At 64.0% G+C, this 14,023-nt stretch carries 15 protein-coding genes; 8 read left to right on the plus strand and 7 right to left on the minus strand.

The window, feature by feature from the left end:
• The first annotated feature begins 103 nt into the window (after positions 1-103).
• Positions 104-1,609, plus strand: coding sequence for a glycosyltransferase family 39 protein (locus tag VGV41_RS00340; protein WP_326861649.1), 1,506 nt, complete (start codon positions 104-106; stop codon positions 1,607-1,609).
• Between the two features lie 4 nt (positions 1,610-1,613).
• On the opposite strand, the gene VGV41_RS00345 is transcribed toward VGV41_RS00340, so the two are convergent.
• Positions 1,614-1,745, minus strand: coding sequence for a hypothetical protein (locus tag VGV41_RS00345; RefSeq protein ID WP_326861650.1), 132 nt, complete (start codon positions 1,743-1,745; stop codon positions 1,614-1,616).
• 494 nt (positions 1,746-2,239) lie between these two features.
• On the opposite strand from VGV41_RS00345, the gene VGV41_RS00350 reads away from it, so the two are divergent.
• The 4 genes from VGV41_RS00350 (at position 2,240) to VGV41_RS00365 (ending at position 5,516) form a co-directional block, all read left to right on the plus strand.
• On the plus strand, positions 2,240-2,737 hold the full coding sequence (locus VGV41_RS00350) for a hypothetical protein (protein ID WP_326861651.1): 498 nt from the start codon (positions 2,240-2,242) through the stop codon (positions 2,735-2,737).
• A 152-nt stretch (positions 2,738-2,889) separates the two neighbouring features.
• Entirely contained in the window at positions 2,890-4,623 is a 1,734-nt protein-coding gene (locus VGV41_RS00355) for a molybdopterin-dependent oxidoreductase (RefSeq protein ID WP_326861652.1), read from the plus strand.
• A gap of 76 nt (positions 4,624-4,699) precedes the next feature.
• Positions 4,700-4,912 (plus strand): DUF2945 domain-containing protein, encoded by a 213-nt coding sequence (locus VGV41_RS00360; protein WP_326861653.1) that lies wholly within the window; start codon positions 4,700-4,702, stop codon positions 4,910-4,912.
• Between the two features lie 34 nt (positions 4,913-4,946).
• Positions 4,947-5,516, plus strand: coding sequence for a DUF488 domain-containing protein (locus tag VGV41_RS00365; protein ID WP_326861654.1), 570 nt, complete (start codon positions 4,947-4,949; stop codon positions 5,514-5,516).
• A 415-nt stretch (positions 5,517-5,931) separates the two neighbouring features.
• Here the strand turns inward: VGV41_RS00365 and ahcY are convergent, their stop codons facing one another.
• On the minus strand, positions 5,932-7,344 hold the full coding sequence (gene ahcY / locus VGV41_RS00370) for an adenosylhomocysteinase (RefSeq protein WP_326861655.1): 1,413 nt from the start codon (positions 7,342-7,344) through the stop codon (positions 5,932-5,934).
• A 150-nt stretch (positions 7,345-7,494) separates the two neighbouring features.
• Here ahcY and VGV41_RS00375 point away from each other — a divergent pair, with 150 nt between their 5' ends.
• Entirely contained in the window at positions 7,495-7,974 is a 480-nt protein-coding gene (locus VGV41_RS00375; protein WP_326861656.1) for a glutathione peroxidase, read from the plus strand.
• A 14-nt stretch (positions 7,975-7,988) separates the two neighbouring features.
• Here VGV41_RS00375 and VGV41_RS00380 read toward each other — a convergent pair whose 3' ends face one another.
• The 5 genes from VGV41_RS00380 to VGV41_RS00400 all read right to left on the minus strand — a co-directional run bounded on the left by VGV41_RS00380 (position 7,989) and on the right by VGV41_RS00400 (position 12,050).
• Positions 7,989-8,303 (minus strand): HPr family phosphocarrier protein, encoded by a 315-nt coding sequence (locus VGV41_RS00380; RefSeq protein ID WP_326861657.1) that lies wholly within the window; start codon positions 8,301-8,303, stop codon positions 7,989-7,991.
• A complete protein-coding gene (locus VGV41_RS00385) occupies positions 8,300-8,701 on the minus strand; it encodes a PTS sugar transporter subunit IIA (RefSeq protein ID WP_326861658.1) in 402 nt (133 codons plus the stop codon). The genes VGV41_RS00380 and VGV41_RS00385 overlap by 4 nt, the downstream gene beginning before the upstream one ends.
• A gap of 238 nt (positions 8,702-8,939) precedes the next feature.
• Complete coding sequence (locus tag VGV41_RS00390; RefSeq protein ID WP_326861659.1) at positions 8,940-9,392, minus strand: HPr kinase/phosphatase C-terminal domain-containing protein; 453 nt, start codon at positions 9,390-9,392, stop codon at positions 8,940-8,942.
• A gap of 61 nt (positions 9,393-9,453) precedes the next feature.
• Positions 9,454-11,253, minus strand: a complete 1,800-nt coding sequence (locus tag VGV41_RS00395; protein WP_414705038.1) for a stimulus-sensing domain-containing protein — start codon at positions 11,251-11,253, stop codon at positions 9,454-9,456.
• A 95-nt stretch (positions 11,254-11,348) separates the two neighbouring features.
• On the minus strand, positions 11,349-12,050 hold the full coding sequence (locus tag VGV41_RS00400; RefSeq protein WP_326861660.1) for a response regulator transcription factor: 702 nt from the start codon (positions 12,048-12,050) through the stop codon (positions 11,349-11,351).
• Positions 12,051-12,234: 184 nt separating this feature from the next.
• Between VGV41_RS00400 and VGV41_RS00405 the strand changes: the two genes are divergently transcribed.
• Positions 12,235-13,038, plus strand: coding sequence for a HugZ family protein (locus VGV41_RS00405; protein ID WP_326861661.1), 804 nt, complete (start codon positions 12,235-12,237; stop codon positions 13,036-13,038).
• Positions 13,035-13,997: an esterase gene (locus VGV41_RS00410; RefSeq protein WP_326861662.1), complete on the plus strand. Its 963-nt coding sequence runs from the start codon at positions 13,035-13,037 to the stop codon at positions 13,995-13,997. Before VGV41_RS00405 ends, VGV41_RS00410 begins: the two co-directional genes overlap by 4 nt.
• The last annotated feature ends 26 nt before the right edge of the window (positions 13,998-14,023 follow it).

Below are 14,023 nucleotides of genomic sequence, written 5' to 3' on the forward strand. Positions count from 1 at the left end.
GTTCACAAGAAGCGTCTCCCGTCGTCCTGAGGAGCCCGCACTGGCGGCTCAGGACGACGGGAGACGTTGGACGAATCCGGCCCCGGCGTGTCATAGCCCTGCCATGTCCGCCAGCCGTCCCAGCCGTCTCGCCCGCCTGCGTGCAGCGCTCATCGATCCGGCGCGGGGCGAGCGCACGGTGCTGTGGCTGCTCGCGGCCTACACCGTGCTCTGGACCGCCTACGGCACCATCGCCAAGTCGCCGCAGGGGCTGCACCCGGACATGACCGAGATCGTCGCCTGGTCGCGCGACCTGGCGCTCGGCTACGTGAAGCACCCGCCGCTCGCCGCCTGGATCGTGCGCGGCTGGTTCGACGTGTTCCCGATGGCGGAGTGGTCGTACTACCTGCTGGCGATGCTGATGCCGGCGCTGGCGCTGTGGATCGCCTGGCGGCTGATGGCGGATTACCTCGACGCCGAGAAGCGGGTCGTCGGCCTGGCGTTGCTCACTTTGGTGCCGTTCTTCAACTTCCACGCGCTCAAATACAACGTCAACACGGTGCTGATGCCGCTCTGGGCGGCGACGACCTTTTGGTTCCTGCGGTCATATCGCACGCGTTCGGCAGAATACGCCGCGCTGGCGGGGCTCGGCGCGGCGGCCTCGATGTACGGCAAGTACTGGTCGGTGTTCCTGCTCGCCGGGCTGGTCGTGGCCGCGCTCGTCGATCGCCGCCGTGGTGCCTATTTCCGCTCGCCGGCGCCGTGGATCACGGTGGCCGTCGGCCTCGTGCTGATGGCCCCGCATCTGCGGTGGCTCGTGCACAGTCACTTCGAAACGTTCACTTACGCCCTGACCATCCATGGCGAAAAATCTTTCGCGGTCGCGGCGACGAGCACGCTCGGCTATCTCGGCGGCTCGCTCGGCTATGTCACGCTGCCGCTGATCATCGTGGCGGCGATGGCGCGGCGGCCGGCCGTGTTCGCCGACGCGGCTTGGCCCTCCGACGACGAGCGGCGCCTCGCCGCCGCGGCGTTCTGGGCGCCGCTATTGCTGCCGGTTGTCGGCGCCATCGCCGGCAAGACCGAAATCACCTCGCTCTGGTCGATGTCGGCATGGACTTTGCTGCCCGTGCTTCTGCTCTCGCCGCCTGCCTTCGTCATGCGCCCGATCGAGACGCAACGGCTGCTCGGCATCGCCATTGCCGTGCCGATCGTGATGCTCATCGCCTCGCCGGCCATTGCCTGGTACACGCGCGATCGCGTCGATCCGTCGGTGGCGCAGGCGCGGCTGCTCGCGCAGGAGGTCGACCGCGACTGGAAGAACACGACCCCCGAGGTCCTGCGCTTCGTCGGCGGCGATCCGAGCCTCGTCGATGGCGTCATCACCTGGAGCGCCGATCGCCCGCGCGCGCTGACCAACATGCCGGCGCCGTCGGCCGAGGACCTCAAACGCGACGGCATGGCGCTGGTCTGTCCGTCCGGGAATACGGGCTGCAAGACAGCCGCCGCGGCTGCCGCTCAAGGGATGCCGGGCAGTCGGACGGTCGAAAGCACCATCGTGCGGGGTGTGTGGGGCAAGCTGGGGACGCCGCAGGCCTACACCATCGTGCTGGTGCCGCCGCGGCGCTGACCCGTCAGAACGGCTGGAAGGTCACCAGCAGGAAGAGCGCGGCCGCGCCCCAGAGGGCGACGTCCCACCAGGCGAGGAAATCGGTGTTGTCTTTGGCGGCCGACCGAACGGCCGCGCGGGAAACTGGCTTCCGCATCGCGCCCTCCAAAAACTGTCAGACGGGAAACAGTGAAGCCGCGGCAAAGTTCCAATTGTTGATCCGGATCAAACCGGCGCCTCCGGTCAAATACGGAGACCAAAAACGCCTGTGCCCGGCGCGGAGGCCAGGCACAGCACGAGCTCGTGAAACACGCGTGTTTCAGGACCGGTAGTGCTCGGCCTTGAACGGCCCCTCGAATAGGGATGTCCGCTCCGGGCCAGAAGCGGACATTAGGCCCGCTCGCAGTTTTGAAAAAGGACCCCGCCACTGCGCGCGATTGGCTGGGGGCCATGGGGGGTGCCCGCAGCAGCGAGGCAGCAAATTGTCTGTCTGGCGCATCTAAAAATCTGTTCAAAACAGACCACTATTTGAAGAATGGGTCATTATTTATCTTCACGTAACCCTCCGAACGACTCGCAGGCCGGATAGTTGTCGCTACAGCCCCTTCGTTCGCCCCGATCGAAGCTCTAAACGCGTTAGGCGGCTCCCTCGTGGATCACCGATCAAGATTTTCAACGCTCAGTGCCCGTTACGACGACTTCCTGTTTGCGCCGGTCTGCGAGGACCCGAACGGGCTGCGTCTTAGTGTCCTGTCCGCGCTGGCGCGGTTCAATGTCGATCCGTGGGAGGAGGCAGCTCGATTGGCAGCAATGCCCAAGCAGATCGCTGAGACGACGCTGCTCTCGATCCTCGATCTGGTATCGGGCAGAAGCTGGAAATCGTCGGAGGCGGCAGCCGCCGCTGCACAGCTTGTTCGGCTTCTTCCGCGACTGGATGAGGCTACCGCTACCGCTACCGCAGATGCCCGGACTGGGCCTGCGCATCGGACAAATTACTGGTGGCTTTGGTTGGCCTTTTGGATCGCAATGACATTTATGATGCCGCATCGTCACACGCCGCCGCCAAACCCGACGACCTCCACATCGGACTCCGGCGCAACGTCGCAATTCAAGAGCAAAACCCCGGATTCAGTCGTCCGATCGCGTTAGACTTTGAACCCTTCAGACTGAACCGAAGCTGCCCAGTAATTCAGTTGAGGTCGCTGGTTCGACTAAGCCCGACATCTGCCGACCGCTCCTTCTTTGCTCCCGTGCTCCCGTCAGAGAGGCGGGGTAACGCGGCTCGACCTCGGAGCGCTTTTATGACAGCTCGCAACGTTCCCTATTCGCTCGATCCCATCGAGGCTAAACTGAGCCGGGCGGACGACCGGATTCTCCTGAACGACTGGTTGCCGCCGCAAACCGGCGTAGCGCCTAAGGTGCGGATCGGCCGGCATTGGATCAACGTCCTTTGGATATTGCCGATCGGCTTTGTGCTTGCCGTCATCGGCGTGGCCGTAGCCCAGGCGCTGCGCGAAATTCCGGCCGTTCAGGAATTGCTCGTGCGCTACCCCGGTGTTCCGCCGACCGCACGGGCCGTCGTCGATGGCTTTCCGGCGTGGTTGCGGGTGCAGCATTTCCTGAACCTGCTGTTCATGGCGTTCATCATTCGCTCCGGCATTCAAGTTCTCGCCGACCACCCACGCCTGTACTGGAAACGCGATTGCACGCCCGGCACCGAGTGGTTTCGCTTTCAGAGGCCCGTTCCCAAGGGGCGGATCTGGACCGCCAAGGACGACGCAGTGACCATCCCGCGCTGGCTGGGCATTCCCGGCATTCGGCACTCGATCGGGCTGGCCCGCTGGTGGCATTTCTCCTTCGGCCTGCTGTGGATCATCAATGGCATTATCCTCTACGCGTTGCTGTTCTGGACGAACCAATGGCAGAGGCTGGTCCCCACCACATGGGATGTGTTCCCGAACGCAGTCTCGACCGCGCTGCAGTACCTGTCGCTGACATTCCCCGCCGATGAAAGCTGGACCCGCTACAACAGTCTCCAGCAACTGACCTATTTCATCACTGTGTTTGTCGCCGCGCCGACGTCCATCCTCACGGGCTTCATGCAGGGCCCCGCAATCTCAAATCGTCTGGGCTGGTTCGGCAAAGCATTGAATCGGCAACGGGCCCGGTCGATCCATTTTCTCGCGCTGTGGTGGTTCCTGTTTTTTATCCTGATCCATGTGACCTTGGTGTTTATCACAGGCGCGCGCGCCAACCTGAACATGATGTTCGCCGGGGTGCATGACGGCTCCTGGAGCGGGTTTGCGATTTTCGTCCCGGCCATGGCGCTGGTGGCTGTGACCTGGTGGCTGGCTTCGCCGTTCACCATCCAGTATGCGCGCGTCGTTCAGAAGATCGGCGAGTTTATGATGTGGCCATTCAACGCCCTGACCGAATGGTGGGACCCGAACAGCCAATTAACGGAGAAGGATATTTCGCCGTATTTCTGGCCAAACGGCACGATGCCGAAGTCGGCCGAGTATGACGCACTGGTCGCCGACGGTTTCAGAAATTTCACTCTTCGGGTCGGAGGCCTGGTGGAAACGCCGAAGACGTTCTCCTACGCCGAACTGAAAGCGATGCCGAAGCAGGAGCAGATCACGACACATTTTTGTATTCAGGGATGGTCCGGCGTCGCAAAGTGGGGCGGCGTTCCAATGCGCCACATCCTCGAATTGGTGCGTCCGACATCCGACGCCCGCTATGCTGTCTTTTACTCGCTGGCCGATGGAAGCGACACCGGGCGTTACTATGATGTGCACCGGATATCCAACATGCGTCACGATCTCACCATCCTTGCGTACGAGATGAACAGCGCACCGGTCAGCGTGCTGCATGGCGCGCCACTACGGCTGCGCTGTGAAAACGAACTTGGGTTCAAGATGGTGAAATGGGTCGCGGCAATCGAGTTTGTCCATGATTTTGCCGGCCTTGGCGCTGGTCAGGGCGGCTATAATGAAGATCATGAATTCTACGGTTACCGGATGCCGATCTAACGGCCCTCAGGTGAACAGTTTGGCAACCAGCGTAATCTGCCCGCGATGAGCGCTGACGTGCGTTACAGGATGAGCCATGGTCAAGACATTCAAGGTTGGCGATCATGTAAGTTGGAATTCGGAAGCCGGCCGGGTGCGTGGGACAATTGTCAAAGTGCATCGCCGTAACGTTACCTACAAAGGCTACGTCCACCATGCCAGCCCGGATGAACCGCAGTATGAAATCAAGAGCGATAAAACTGATCATGTCGCCTTGCACAGGGCTGCGGTACTGAGACGCCTCGGCTAATCGCCGGGGGCGCATCTTATAAGGCGCAGCAGGAATGGCCCTCACTTTCTTCACCATCGGTCACTCGACACGCTCGATCGGCGAGTTCATCGAGCTGCTTGTCGCCTCGAAGATCGGTGTCGTTGTTGATGTGCGCACGGTCCCGCGTTCGCGAACAAATCCGCAATATAATCGCGACGCGCTTCCCGCTTCGTTGTCCGGCTTTCAGATCGCCTATGAGCATATTGCTGAACTCGGTGGTCTTCGGCCCCGCTCCCGGAACATCAAGCCCGCCGTAAATGGGTTTTGGGAAAATCAGAGCTTTCACAACTATGCCGATTACGCGATGAGCGCCGACTTCAGGTCAGGCTTGGCCTGTTTGCGTGAGATCGGCAGTGCGCGTCACTGCGCGGTTATGTGCGCGGAGGCGGTTTGGTGGCGGTGCCATCGCCGGATCATCACCGATTATTTGCTGGCAGCCGGCGAACAAGTGTTTCATATCATGGGGCCGGGCAAGATCGCACAAGCAACGTTGACGAAAGTTGCAAGGCCACATTCAGACGGAACACTGACCTATCCAGGGACGACTGAGGTGGATGTTATAAACGATTCAACGCTGCCTTAGACAATTATTGCGGACCGTCTGTTAAATCTTGTCGATCGCGCCACCGACCGGGCCAGAATCGAATATCCGCTTCGGGTCCAGCGGCAGACATGCAGCGCACGGCCGAAAGAGGTCCGCACCGGGCTGGTTTCGGACACGAGGATCGGTCTGGCCAGTGTCATCTATGATCTCGTTCGGACCGACGAGGCCGACGTCGACGCGTCTTGCCGAAGTGACGTTGGCGCGTTAGGGCCAATTCCCGGTAATCCCGATCAGGGAGCCGCTGTGCCCTTATAACGAGATGGCCGGAAGACATAAGGGCGTTTGCTCACGTCTTCGACGGGCTGTGCCGGCCATGACAGAGCTGAGCGGCAAGCTGAAAATGCAAATGGCCGAGCGCAAGGCCCGGCCATTCTATTCGTCGCTTTGAAGTGACTCAGTACCGGTAGTGCTCGGCCTTGAACGGCCCCTGCTGCGGCACGCCGATGTAGTCGGCCTGGTCCTTGCGCAGCTCGGTCAGCTTGACGCCGATCTTGGCGAGATGCAGCCGCGCGACCTTCTCGTCGAGCGTCTTCGGCAGCACGTAGACTTCCTTCTTGTACTTGCCGTCCTTGTTGTTGGCGTAAAGCTCGATCTGCGCCAAAGTCTGGTTGGTGAACGACGCCGACATCACGAAGCTCGGATGACCCATGGCATTGCCGAGGTTCACGAGGCGCCCTTCCGACAGCATGATGATGCGGTGGCCGTCGGGGAAGGTGATCTCGTCCACCTGCGGCTTGATGTTGTCCCACTTCAGGTTCTTCAGCGAGGCGATCTGGATCTCGTTGTCGAAGTGGCCGATGTTGCACACGATCGCGCGGTCTTTCATCTTGCGCATGTGCTCGATCGTGATGATGTCCTTGTTGCCGGTCGCGGTGACGAAGATGTCGGCCTGCGGTGCTGCGTCTTCCATGGTCACGACCTGGTAGCCTTCCATCGCCGCCTGCAGCGCGCAGATCGGATCGATCTCGGACACCATCACGCGGCAGCCGGCTTGGCGCAGCGAAGCGGCCGAGCCCTTGCCGACGTCGCCGAAGCCCGCGACCATCGCGATCTTGCCGGACATCATCACGTCGGTGCCGCGGCGGATGCCGTCGACCAGCGATTCACGGCAGCCGTAGAGGTTGTCGAACTTCGACTTGGTGACTGAGTCGTTGACGTTGATCGCCGGCCACAACAGCGTGCCAGCCTTCTGCATGTCGTAGAGACGGTGCACGCCGGTGGTGGTCTCTTCCGAGACGCCCTTGATGCTCTTGGCGATCTCGTTGAAGTAGCCCTTCGGCTTTTCCTTGAGCTGCTTCTTGAGCAGCGCGAAGAAGACTTCTTCTTCTTCCGAGCCCGGCTTGTCGAGGAAGGCCGTGTCGCCGTTCTCGGCGCGCACGCCGAGGTGGACGTACATGGTGGCGTCGCCGCCGTCATCGAGGATCATGTTCGGGTAGCCGCCGCCATGCCAGTCGAACAGCCTGGCGGTGTAATCCCAGTAGTCCTTGAGCGTCTCGCCCTTGACCGCGAACACCGGCACGCCGGCGGCGGCGATGGCCGCGGCGGCGTGGTCCTGCGTCGAGTAGATGTTGCACGACACCCAGCGCACGTCGGCGCCGAGCGCGGTCAGCGTCTCGATCAGCACGCCGGTCTGGATGGTCATGTGCAGCGAGCCGGCGATGCGGGCGCCTTTCAGCGGCTGCTTCGGGCCGTACTCCTCGCGCGTCGCCATCAGGCCGGGCATTTCGGTCTCGGCCAGCGAGAGCTCCTTGCGGCCGAAATCGGCGAGGCCGATGTCCTTGACGATGTATTCCTTGGCGACGGGCATGGCAGTCCTTTGACGGGGTGTGGAGCGGGTTGGCCGTGCCTATAACAGCCTCCGCCCTGGCCCGCAATGTATACATAAGGATTTCTTTATATGGTTTCGCCAGCCCATTCGGAGCATTGTGCCGCCTGATCCCACGCGTCCGGAGGCGCCATGCCCACGCTCTACGATTTCTCAGCCAGCGATTTGTCCGGCGCCGAGGTGCCGCTCGACCGCTTCCGCAGCCAGGTCGTGCTGGTCGTCAACACCGCGAGCCAATGCGGCTTCACCCAGCAATACGCCGGCCTTGAGCGGCTGCATGAGGACCTGTCGGCGCGCGGCTTCGCCGTGCTCGGCTTTCCGTGCAACCAGTTCGGCGGGCAGGAGCCGGGCGAGGCGGCCGAGATCGCCGCATTCTGCACGACGAAATTCGACGTCCGGTTTCCGATGTTCGCCAAGATCGAGGTGAACGGGGCGAACGCACACCCCCTCTATCGCTGGCTCAAGAGCGCAGCGAAAGGGCTGCTCGGCAGCGAGGCGATCAAATGGAATTTCACGAAATTCCTCGTGGATCGCGACGGGCGCGCAGTGGCCCGCTATGCGCCGAACGCGACCCCGGAGGCGATCAGGCCTGACATCGAGCAACTGCTGTAGCCGCCGCGCAGCGCCTACTCCTCCTCGCCGAACCGGCTGGCCACAAGGCTCGACAACGCCTCTATGGCGGCGGCGGCGTCCTTGCCGGAGCAGGCGATGCGGATCGAGCTGCCCGGGCCGGCGGCGAGCATCATCAGGCCCATGATCGAGGTGCCGCCGACCGTCTCGTTGTGACGGGTGACGCTGATGGTGGCATCGAATTGTTCGGCGGTTTGCACGAATTTCGCGGAGGCGCGGGCGTGCAGGCCCTTTTTATTGACGATCTGGACATCGCGGACGATCTCGCCGTCCGGGGCGACCCTATCGGCGGGCGCGGAGCCGTCGCTCATTTGCCGTTCAGCACCCGGCTGGCGATCGTACAATATTTACGGCCGGCTTCCTGCGCCGCGGCCACGGCGGCCTCGAGCGGGCAGGTCTCGCGCACCTTGGCGAGCTTGATCAGCATCGGCAGATTGATGCCGGCCAGCACCTCGACCTTGGGCTGGCTCATCACGGAAATGGCGAGATTGGACGGGGTGCCGCCGAACATATCGGTGAGGATGGCAACACCGCTGCCGCTGTCCACACGCTTCACGGCATCGAGGATGTTCTTGCGGCACTGCTCGACGTCGTCGTCGGGGCCGATGGTAATGGCCTCGAGCTGGTTCTGCGGACCCACGACATGCTCAAGAGCCGAGCGAAACTCGGTAGCGAGCCGCCCGTGGGTCACAAGTACGAGGCCGATCATTCCGAACTCCCCGCGCGCGCGTTGTTGCGCCGCACGAAAGGCCGCACATTCAGGCTCATTCGATGTCCCGATGCAAGGGGCTTCTTGGCTATATATGCGCTCTGCTGCGCTGCGAAAAGTCGGGGCCAAAGGAGGCTCGGAGGTCCGGTTTTCGGGCGAGGCCAGCGATACGCCTCTTATGGTTAATTTTCCTTAACGTCATCGCTGGCGAGGGGTTAGCCCAGGTCTGGGCCCAAGGTCAATCACTCGCGGCGGTCGTGTCCAGCATAGCTAGGATCGCCGGCAGCGCCTGGTGAGAGGGCGCGACGGCGAGTCGCGGCAATGTGATACCGAGGACTTCGGTCGTAAGCGCCTCGCGCGCCGGCAGGCGATCGGCGTCGGCGGCGGCCAGATCGACGACCAGGCCGACAACGGCGCGCGGCTCGTGCGGGAGCCGGCGGATGCCGGCGCCACGGATTTCAAGAAGGCCGGCGAGTTCCGGCGCCGGACGCACAATGAGCCGGCCATGATGGGCCTCGACGAAGACCCGGTCGTCTCCGACGAGGCGCGCGAACGGGAATTGCGCAAGCGCGGCGTTGATCAGTTGCCACGCCAGTTGCGATTTGCCGCTGCCCGACGGGCCGCGGATCAGCACCGCGTGGGCGCCGATCAGTACGGCGGAGGCGTGGATCGTGCTCACGTGCGACGCCATTTGCGCGCTTCACCCTCCCCTGGAGGAGGAGGTGACGCGAGGATGTGGCAAGTTGAACATGTCACACCGGCAAACGGACGTGGAAGCGCGCGCCGAGCACCTTTGGCTCCTCGCCGCCGGCCGCCGGGGCCACGCGGTTCTCCACCCAGACGCGGCCACCATGCGCCTCAACGATCTGCTTGGAAATTGAAAGTCCAAGTCCTGAGTTCTGGCCGAATCCCTGATCCTCGGGCCGGTCGGTGTAGAAACGTTCGAAGATCTTCTCCAGCGCTTCGGGGCGCACGCCGGGGCCGTCGTCGTCGACCAGGATCTCGACTTCGCTTTTTAATTTGCGGCAGATGAGGCGCACGCTGCCGCCGGCGGGCGAGAACGAACGCGCATTGTCGATGAGATTGCTGACCACCTGGCCGAGGCGCGAGTCGTGGCCCGGCACCTTGAACGCTGCCGGCGGTCCGCCCTCGAACCTGAGCGTGACGGCGACGTCGCCGGGTACCTCGTTCGCCGCCTTCACCAGTGCATCGAGCATTTGCGCGAGATCGACCGGCGCCGCTTCCTGCCGCTGCAGTTCGGCGTCGAGGCGGCTGGCGTCGGAAATGTCGGTGATCAGCCGGTCGAGCCGGCGCACATCGTGCTCGATCACTTCGAGCAGGCGCTTGCGGTTGGCCTCGGTCTTGGCCATCGGCAGCGTTTCCACCGCGGAGCGCAGCGAGGTCAGGGGATTCTTCAATTCGTGCGAGACGTCGGCGGCAAAGCTTTCGATCGCCTCGATGCGTGTGTAGAGCGCGCCGGTCATGTCGCGCAGCGCGCCGGAGAGATGCCCGATCTCGTCGCGGCGGCGGGTGAAATCCGGGATCTCGACGCGGGTGCGGATGCGGCGGCGCACGCGCTCGGCGCCGTCGGCAAGCCGCCGCACCGGGCCGGCGATGGTGCCGGCGAGCAGCATGGACAGCACCACCATGACGCCGGCGGCGATGAGGAACACCTTGAAGATCGCCAGCCGCTCGGCTTCGACCATGTCGTCGATGTCGGCGCCCTGCGTCGACAGCATCAGTACGCCGCGCACGGCGCGGAAACGCTGCACCGGCACGGCCACCGAGACGATCACCTCGCCGCGGTCGTTGACGCGCACCATGCTGGCGTGTTGGCCCTGCAAGGCGGCGCCGACTTCCGGATAGCCTTTGCCGTTCTCCGGCCCGAGCTCCTTGTAGAGCGGCAGGTCGCCGCGTCCGAACCAGCGGCGCAACGCGATGAAGGCGCGCTCCATCAGCCCCGGCTGCTCGGCATTCGGCGGCGGCAGGTCGAAGCGCAGCACGTCGCCGCGGCCGTAGAGGTTGCGGCTGTCGAGGATGAGTACGCCGTCGCGATCGTAGATACGTGCGCGCGTCTTGGTCGGCGACACCAGGCGCCGCAGCACCGGCGCTACACGCTCGGGATTGATCGGGAATTCGATGCTCGACATCGAATCGTCGGACGGTCCGTAGCTCTGTCCCGCCTGCAATTCGAGCAGCCGTTCCGGGTCGACGGTGATGGTGTCGGTGTTGTCGACGGTCGCGGAGGCGGCGATGGCGCCGGCGATGATCTCGCTCTGCACCAGCAGGCTCTGCACCCGCGCGTCGATCAGGCCGGCGCGGAATTGCGAGAGATACATCACGCCGATGACGAGGGCGACGAGACCGGCCAGATTGAGAAAGACGATACGGCGCGTGAGTGACGAGAAGCTCTGCGATACGAAGAAGCTCCACGCCGTGCGCAGCGGCCAGCGCACGAGGCCGAAGGGCCCGCGTTTCGGCGACGGCTGCTTGTCCTCCGGGCGCTCCGCCTCGGCGTCCTGCGCCGCAATATCCGCGGTTCGATCGAGCACGTCGTTCAATCCCGCCGGGTTGCTCGGGGTGGCTTCCCCCGGAGTTCTACCGCAAGTCGGGACGCTCCGTCAGCCGACGCCGAATTAAAGATGCGTCATGTTTCCTTGAAGCGATAGCCCACGCCGTAGAGCGTCTCGATCATCTCGAAGTCGTCGTCGACCACCTTGAACTTCTTGCGTAGCCGCTTGATGTGGCTGTCGATGGTGCGGTCGTCGACGTAGACCTGGTCGTCATAGGCCGCATCCATGAGCGCGTTGCGGCTCTTCACGACGCCCGGGCGGGTCGCCAGGGCCTGCAAGATCAGGAACTCGGTGACGGTCAGGGTCACCGGCTCGCCCTTCCAGGTGCAGGTGTGGCGCTCGGGGTCCATGCGCAACAGTCCGCGCTCGAGCACCTTGGCGCTGTCCACTTCCTTCACCGGCGTGCCGTCCTTCGGCGTCACGCGGCGCAGCACCGCCTTCACGCGCTCGACCAGGAGCCGCTGCGAGAACGGTTTGCGGATGAAATCGTCGGCGCCCATCTTGAGGCCGAACAATTCGTCGATCTCCTCGTCCTTGGAGGTGAGGAAGATGACGGGGATGTCGGTCTTCTGACGCAGCCGGCGCAGCGTCTCCATACCGTCCATGCGCGGCATCTTGATGTCGAGGATGGCCAGGTCCGGTGGCGACGTGCGGAAGCCATCCAGCGCCGAGGCGCCATCCGTATACGTCATGATGCGATAGCCCTCGGACTCGAGGGCCATAGACACCGATGTCAGGATGTTGCGGTCGTCGTCGACGAGAGCGATGGTCGGCAAATGAAGCCCCTCCTGGCTGACGTCCCGTTCCGCTTTGACCGCCCAACAGGGGCGCAAATGTGACCTCTTTGCAACAACTATGTGATTCAAAAGCGATTTCAAGCCCGCGGCGGGATTTTTTCCGTCCGGATTTGGGCCGTAACGGGCTGGAACTTCAGCGCAAAACCGTGGTCGGGAGATGGGTATGAACTCTGGTACCAGCCCCCCGCTGCCGGGCCGCATGCCCGGTCGCACCCCTGAGGGGGCGCCGCAGCCGGCCGACTTCGCCCCGCGCGATGTCGCCCGCGCTTTGCTCAGGGCCACCCGCGCCGGAACCCTGGCCACTCTCGACCGCAGCAGCGGCTACCCGTTCTCCTCGCTGGTCAACGTGGCGACCGACGCCGACGGCTCGCCACTGATTCTGGTATCGCGGCTCGCCACCCACACCGCCAATCTCGAGGTCGACGGCCGCGCTTCGCTGCTTTTGGCCGAGACCGGCAAGGGTGACGCGCTGGCGCATCCGCGGCTGACCGTGCTCGGCACCTTCGGCGCGATAGCGCGCGAGGAATCGGACGAGCCGCGGCTTCGCGCGCGCTTTCTGCTGCGGCATCCGAAATCCGAGCTCTATGCCGGCTTCGGCGATTTCGCCTTCTGGCGCATGCGCGTGGTATCGGCGCATCTCAATGGCGGCTTTGCCCGCGCCGCCGATCTGACCGCCGCCGACCTGCTGAGCGATCTCGCCGACGCCGGGGCGCTGGTCGAGGCCGAGGAGGGCGCGATCGCCCACATGAACGACGATCACGCCGAGGCCTGCCGCCTCTACGCCACGCGGCTGTTGAAGGCGCCGGAAGGCCCCTGGCGCTGCGTTGGCATCGCGCCGGAAGGGCTTGAATTGCAGCACAGCGGCACCGCGCTGTGGCTGCCGTTTCCGCAGCGCGTCACTGGCCCGGCCGAACTGCGCGGCGTGCTCAAGCAACTTGCCGACACCGCGCGCGCGACGCCGACATGAGCAAGCCGTCAATCACCTTGCGCGACATGGGCTCGTTCCATGTCGGCGGCCGCATCGTCGAAATCTCCGGCAAGCCGGAGACGACGGTGACGTTCAGCGCCGGCGGCGTGCCCGCGCGCGTCGATCGCAACGGCGCCTATCTCGTCGAGGCGATGTATGTGCAGTATTTCCTGCCCGAGGCGCGCAAGGGCAAGTATCCGTTGCTGATGTGGCACGGCGGCGGGCTCTCCGGCGTCACCTACGAGACCACGCCGGACGGCCGCGAGGGCTGGCTCACGCTGTTCCTGCGCAAAGGTTGGGACATCTACAATTCCGACGCGGTCGAGCGCGGCCGTTCCGGCTTCGCGCCGCCGGACGTCTGGCCGGGCGAGCCGCACTTCGTGTCGATGGCCGACGCCTTCATCCGCCATCGCATTGGCGCCGCCTGGAGCGACGATCCAGCCGCGCGCGAGCCACTGCCAGGTAACCTGTTTCCGCTTGAGGCCTACGACAATTTCGCGCGCCAATTCGTGCCGCGCTGGACCACGACCGATGCCGCTACGGTGGCCGCCTACAACGCGCTCATCGACAAGGTCGGCCCAAGCGTCCTCTTGATCCATAGCCAGGCCGGCGGCTTCGGCTTTCCGATCGCGCAGGCGCGGCCGCAGATGGTCAAGGCCATCGTGGCAATCGAGCCGGCGGTGGCCGGCGACATGGCGCAGGCGGCGCGGCTGAAGGACGTGCCGATCCTGATGCTCTACGGCGATTTCATCGGACGCAGCGTCCGCTGGCCGGCCATGCGGCAAATTGGCCTCGCCTTCGCGGACGCGGTAACCGCGGCCGGTGGCGACGTCGAAGTTTTGGACTTGCCGGCGGCCGGGATGCACGGCAACTCGCACATGATGATGATGGACCGGAACAACGCCGACATCGCCGATCTCATCCACGATTGGCTGGCGCGCCGCGGCCTGGTCGCCTGACGCCACCCCGCCGATCATGCCGTGCC

Source organism: Pseudolabrys sp., from assembly GCF_035943735.1.
Taxonomy (GTDB): domain Bacteria; phylum Pseudomonadota; class Alphaproteobacteria; order Rhizobiales; family Xanthobacteraceae; genus Pseudolabrys.

Coding starts and splice junctions, on each gene's coding strand:
- VGV41_RS00365 (WP_326861654.1), top strand. CDS start 4,947: ATGGCCCTCACTTTCTTCACCATCGGTCACTCGACACGCTCGATCGGC.
- VGV41_RS00345 (WP_326861650.1), bottom strand. CDS start 1,745: ATGCGGAAGCCAGTTTCCCGCGCGGCCGTTCGGTCGGCCGCCAAAGAC.
- ahcY (WP_326861655.1), bottom strand. CDS start 7,344: ATGCCCGTCGCCAAGGAATACATCGTCAAGGACATCGGCCTCGCCGAT.
- VGV41_RS00375 (WP_326861656.1), top strand. CDS start 7,495: ATGCCCACGCTCTACGATTTCTCAGCCAGCGATTTGTCCGGCGCCGAG.
- VGV41_RS00340 (WP_326861649.1), top strand. CDS start 104: ATGTCCGCCAGCCGTCCCAGCCGTCTCGCCCGCCTGCGTGCAGCGCTC.
- VGV41_RS00385 (WP_326861658.1), bottom strand. CDS start 8,701: ATGATCGGCCTCGTACTTGTGACCCACGGGCGGCTCGCTACCGAGTTT.
- VGV41_RS00390 (WP_326861659.1), bottom strand. CDS start 9,392: ATGGCGTCGCACGTGAGCACGATCCACGCCTCCGCCGTACTGATCGGC.
- VGV41_RS00360 (WP_326861653.1), top strand. CDS start 4,700: ATGGTCAAGACATTCAAGGTTGGCGATCATGTAAGTTGGAATTCGGAA.
- VGV41_RS00405 (WP_326861661.1), top strand. CDS start 12,235: ATGAACTCTGGTACCAGCCCCCCGCTGCCGGGCCGCATGCCCGGTCGC.
- VGV41_RS00410 (WP_326861662.1), top strand. CDS start 13,035: ATGAGCAAGCCGTCAATCACCTTGCGCGACATGGGCTCGTTCCATGTC.
- VGV41_RS00380 (WP_326861657.1), bottom strand. CDS start 8,303: ATGAGCGACGGCTCCGCGCCCGCCGATAGGGTCGCCCCGGACGGCGAG.
- VGV41_RS00355 (WP_326861652.1), top strand. CDS start 2,890: ATGACAGCTCGCAACGTTCCCTATTCGCTCGATCCCATCGAGGCTAAA.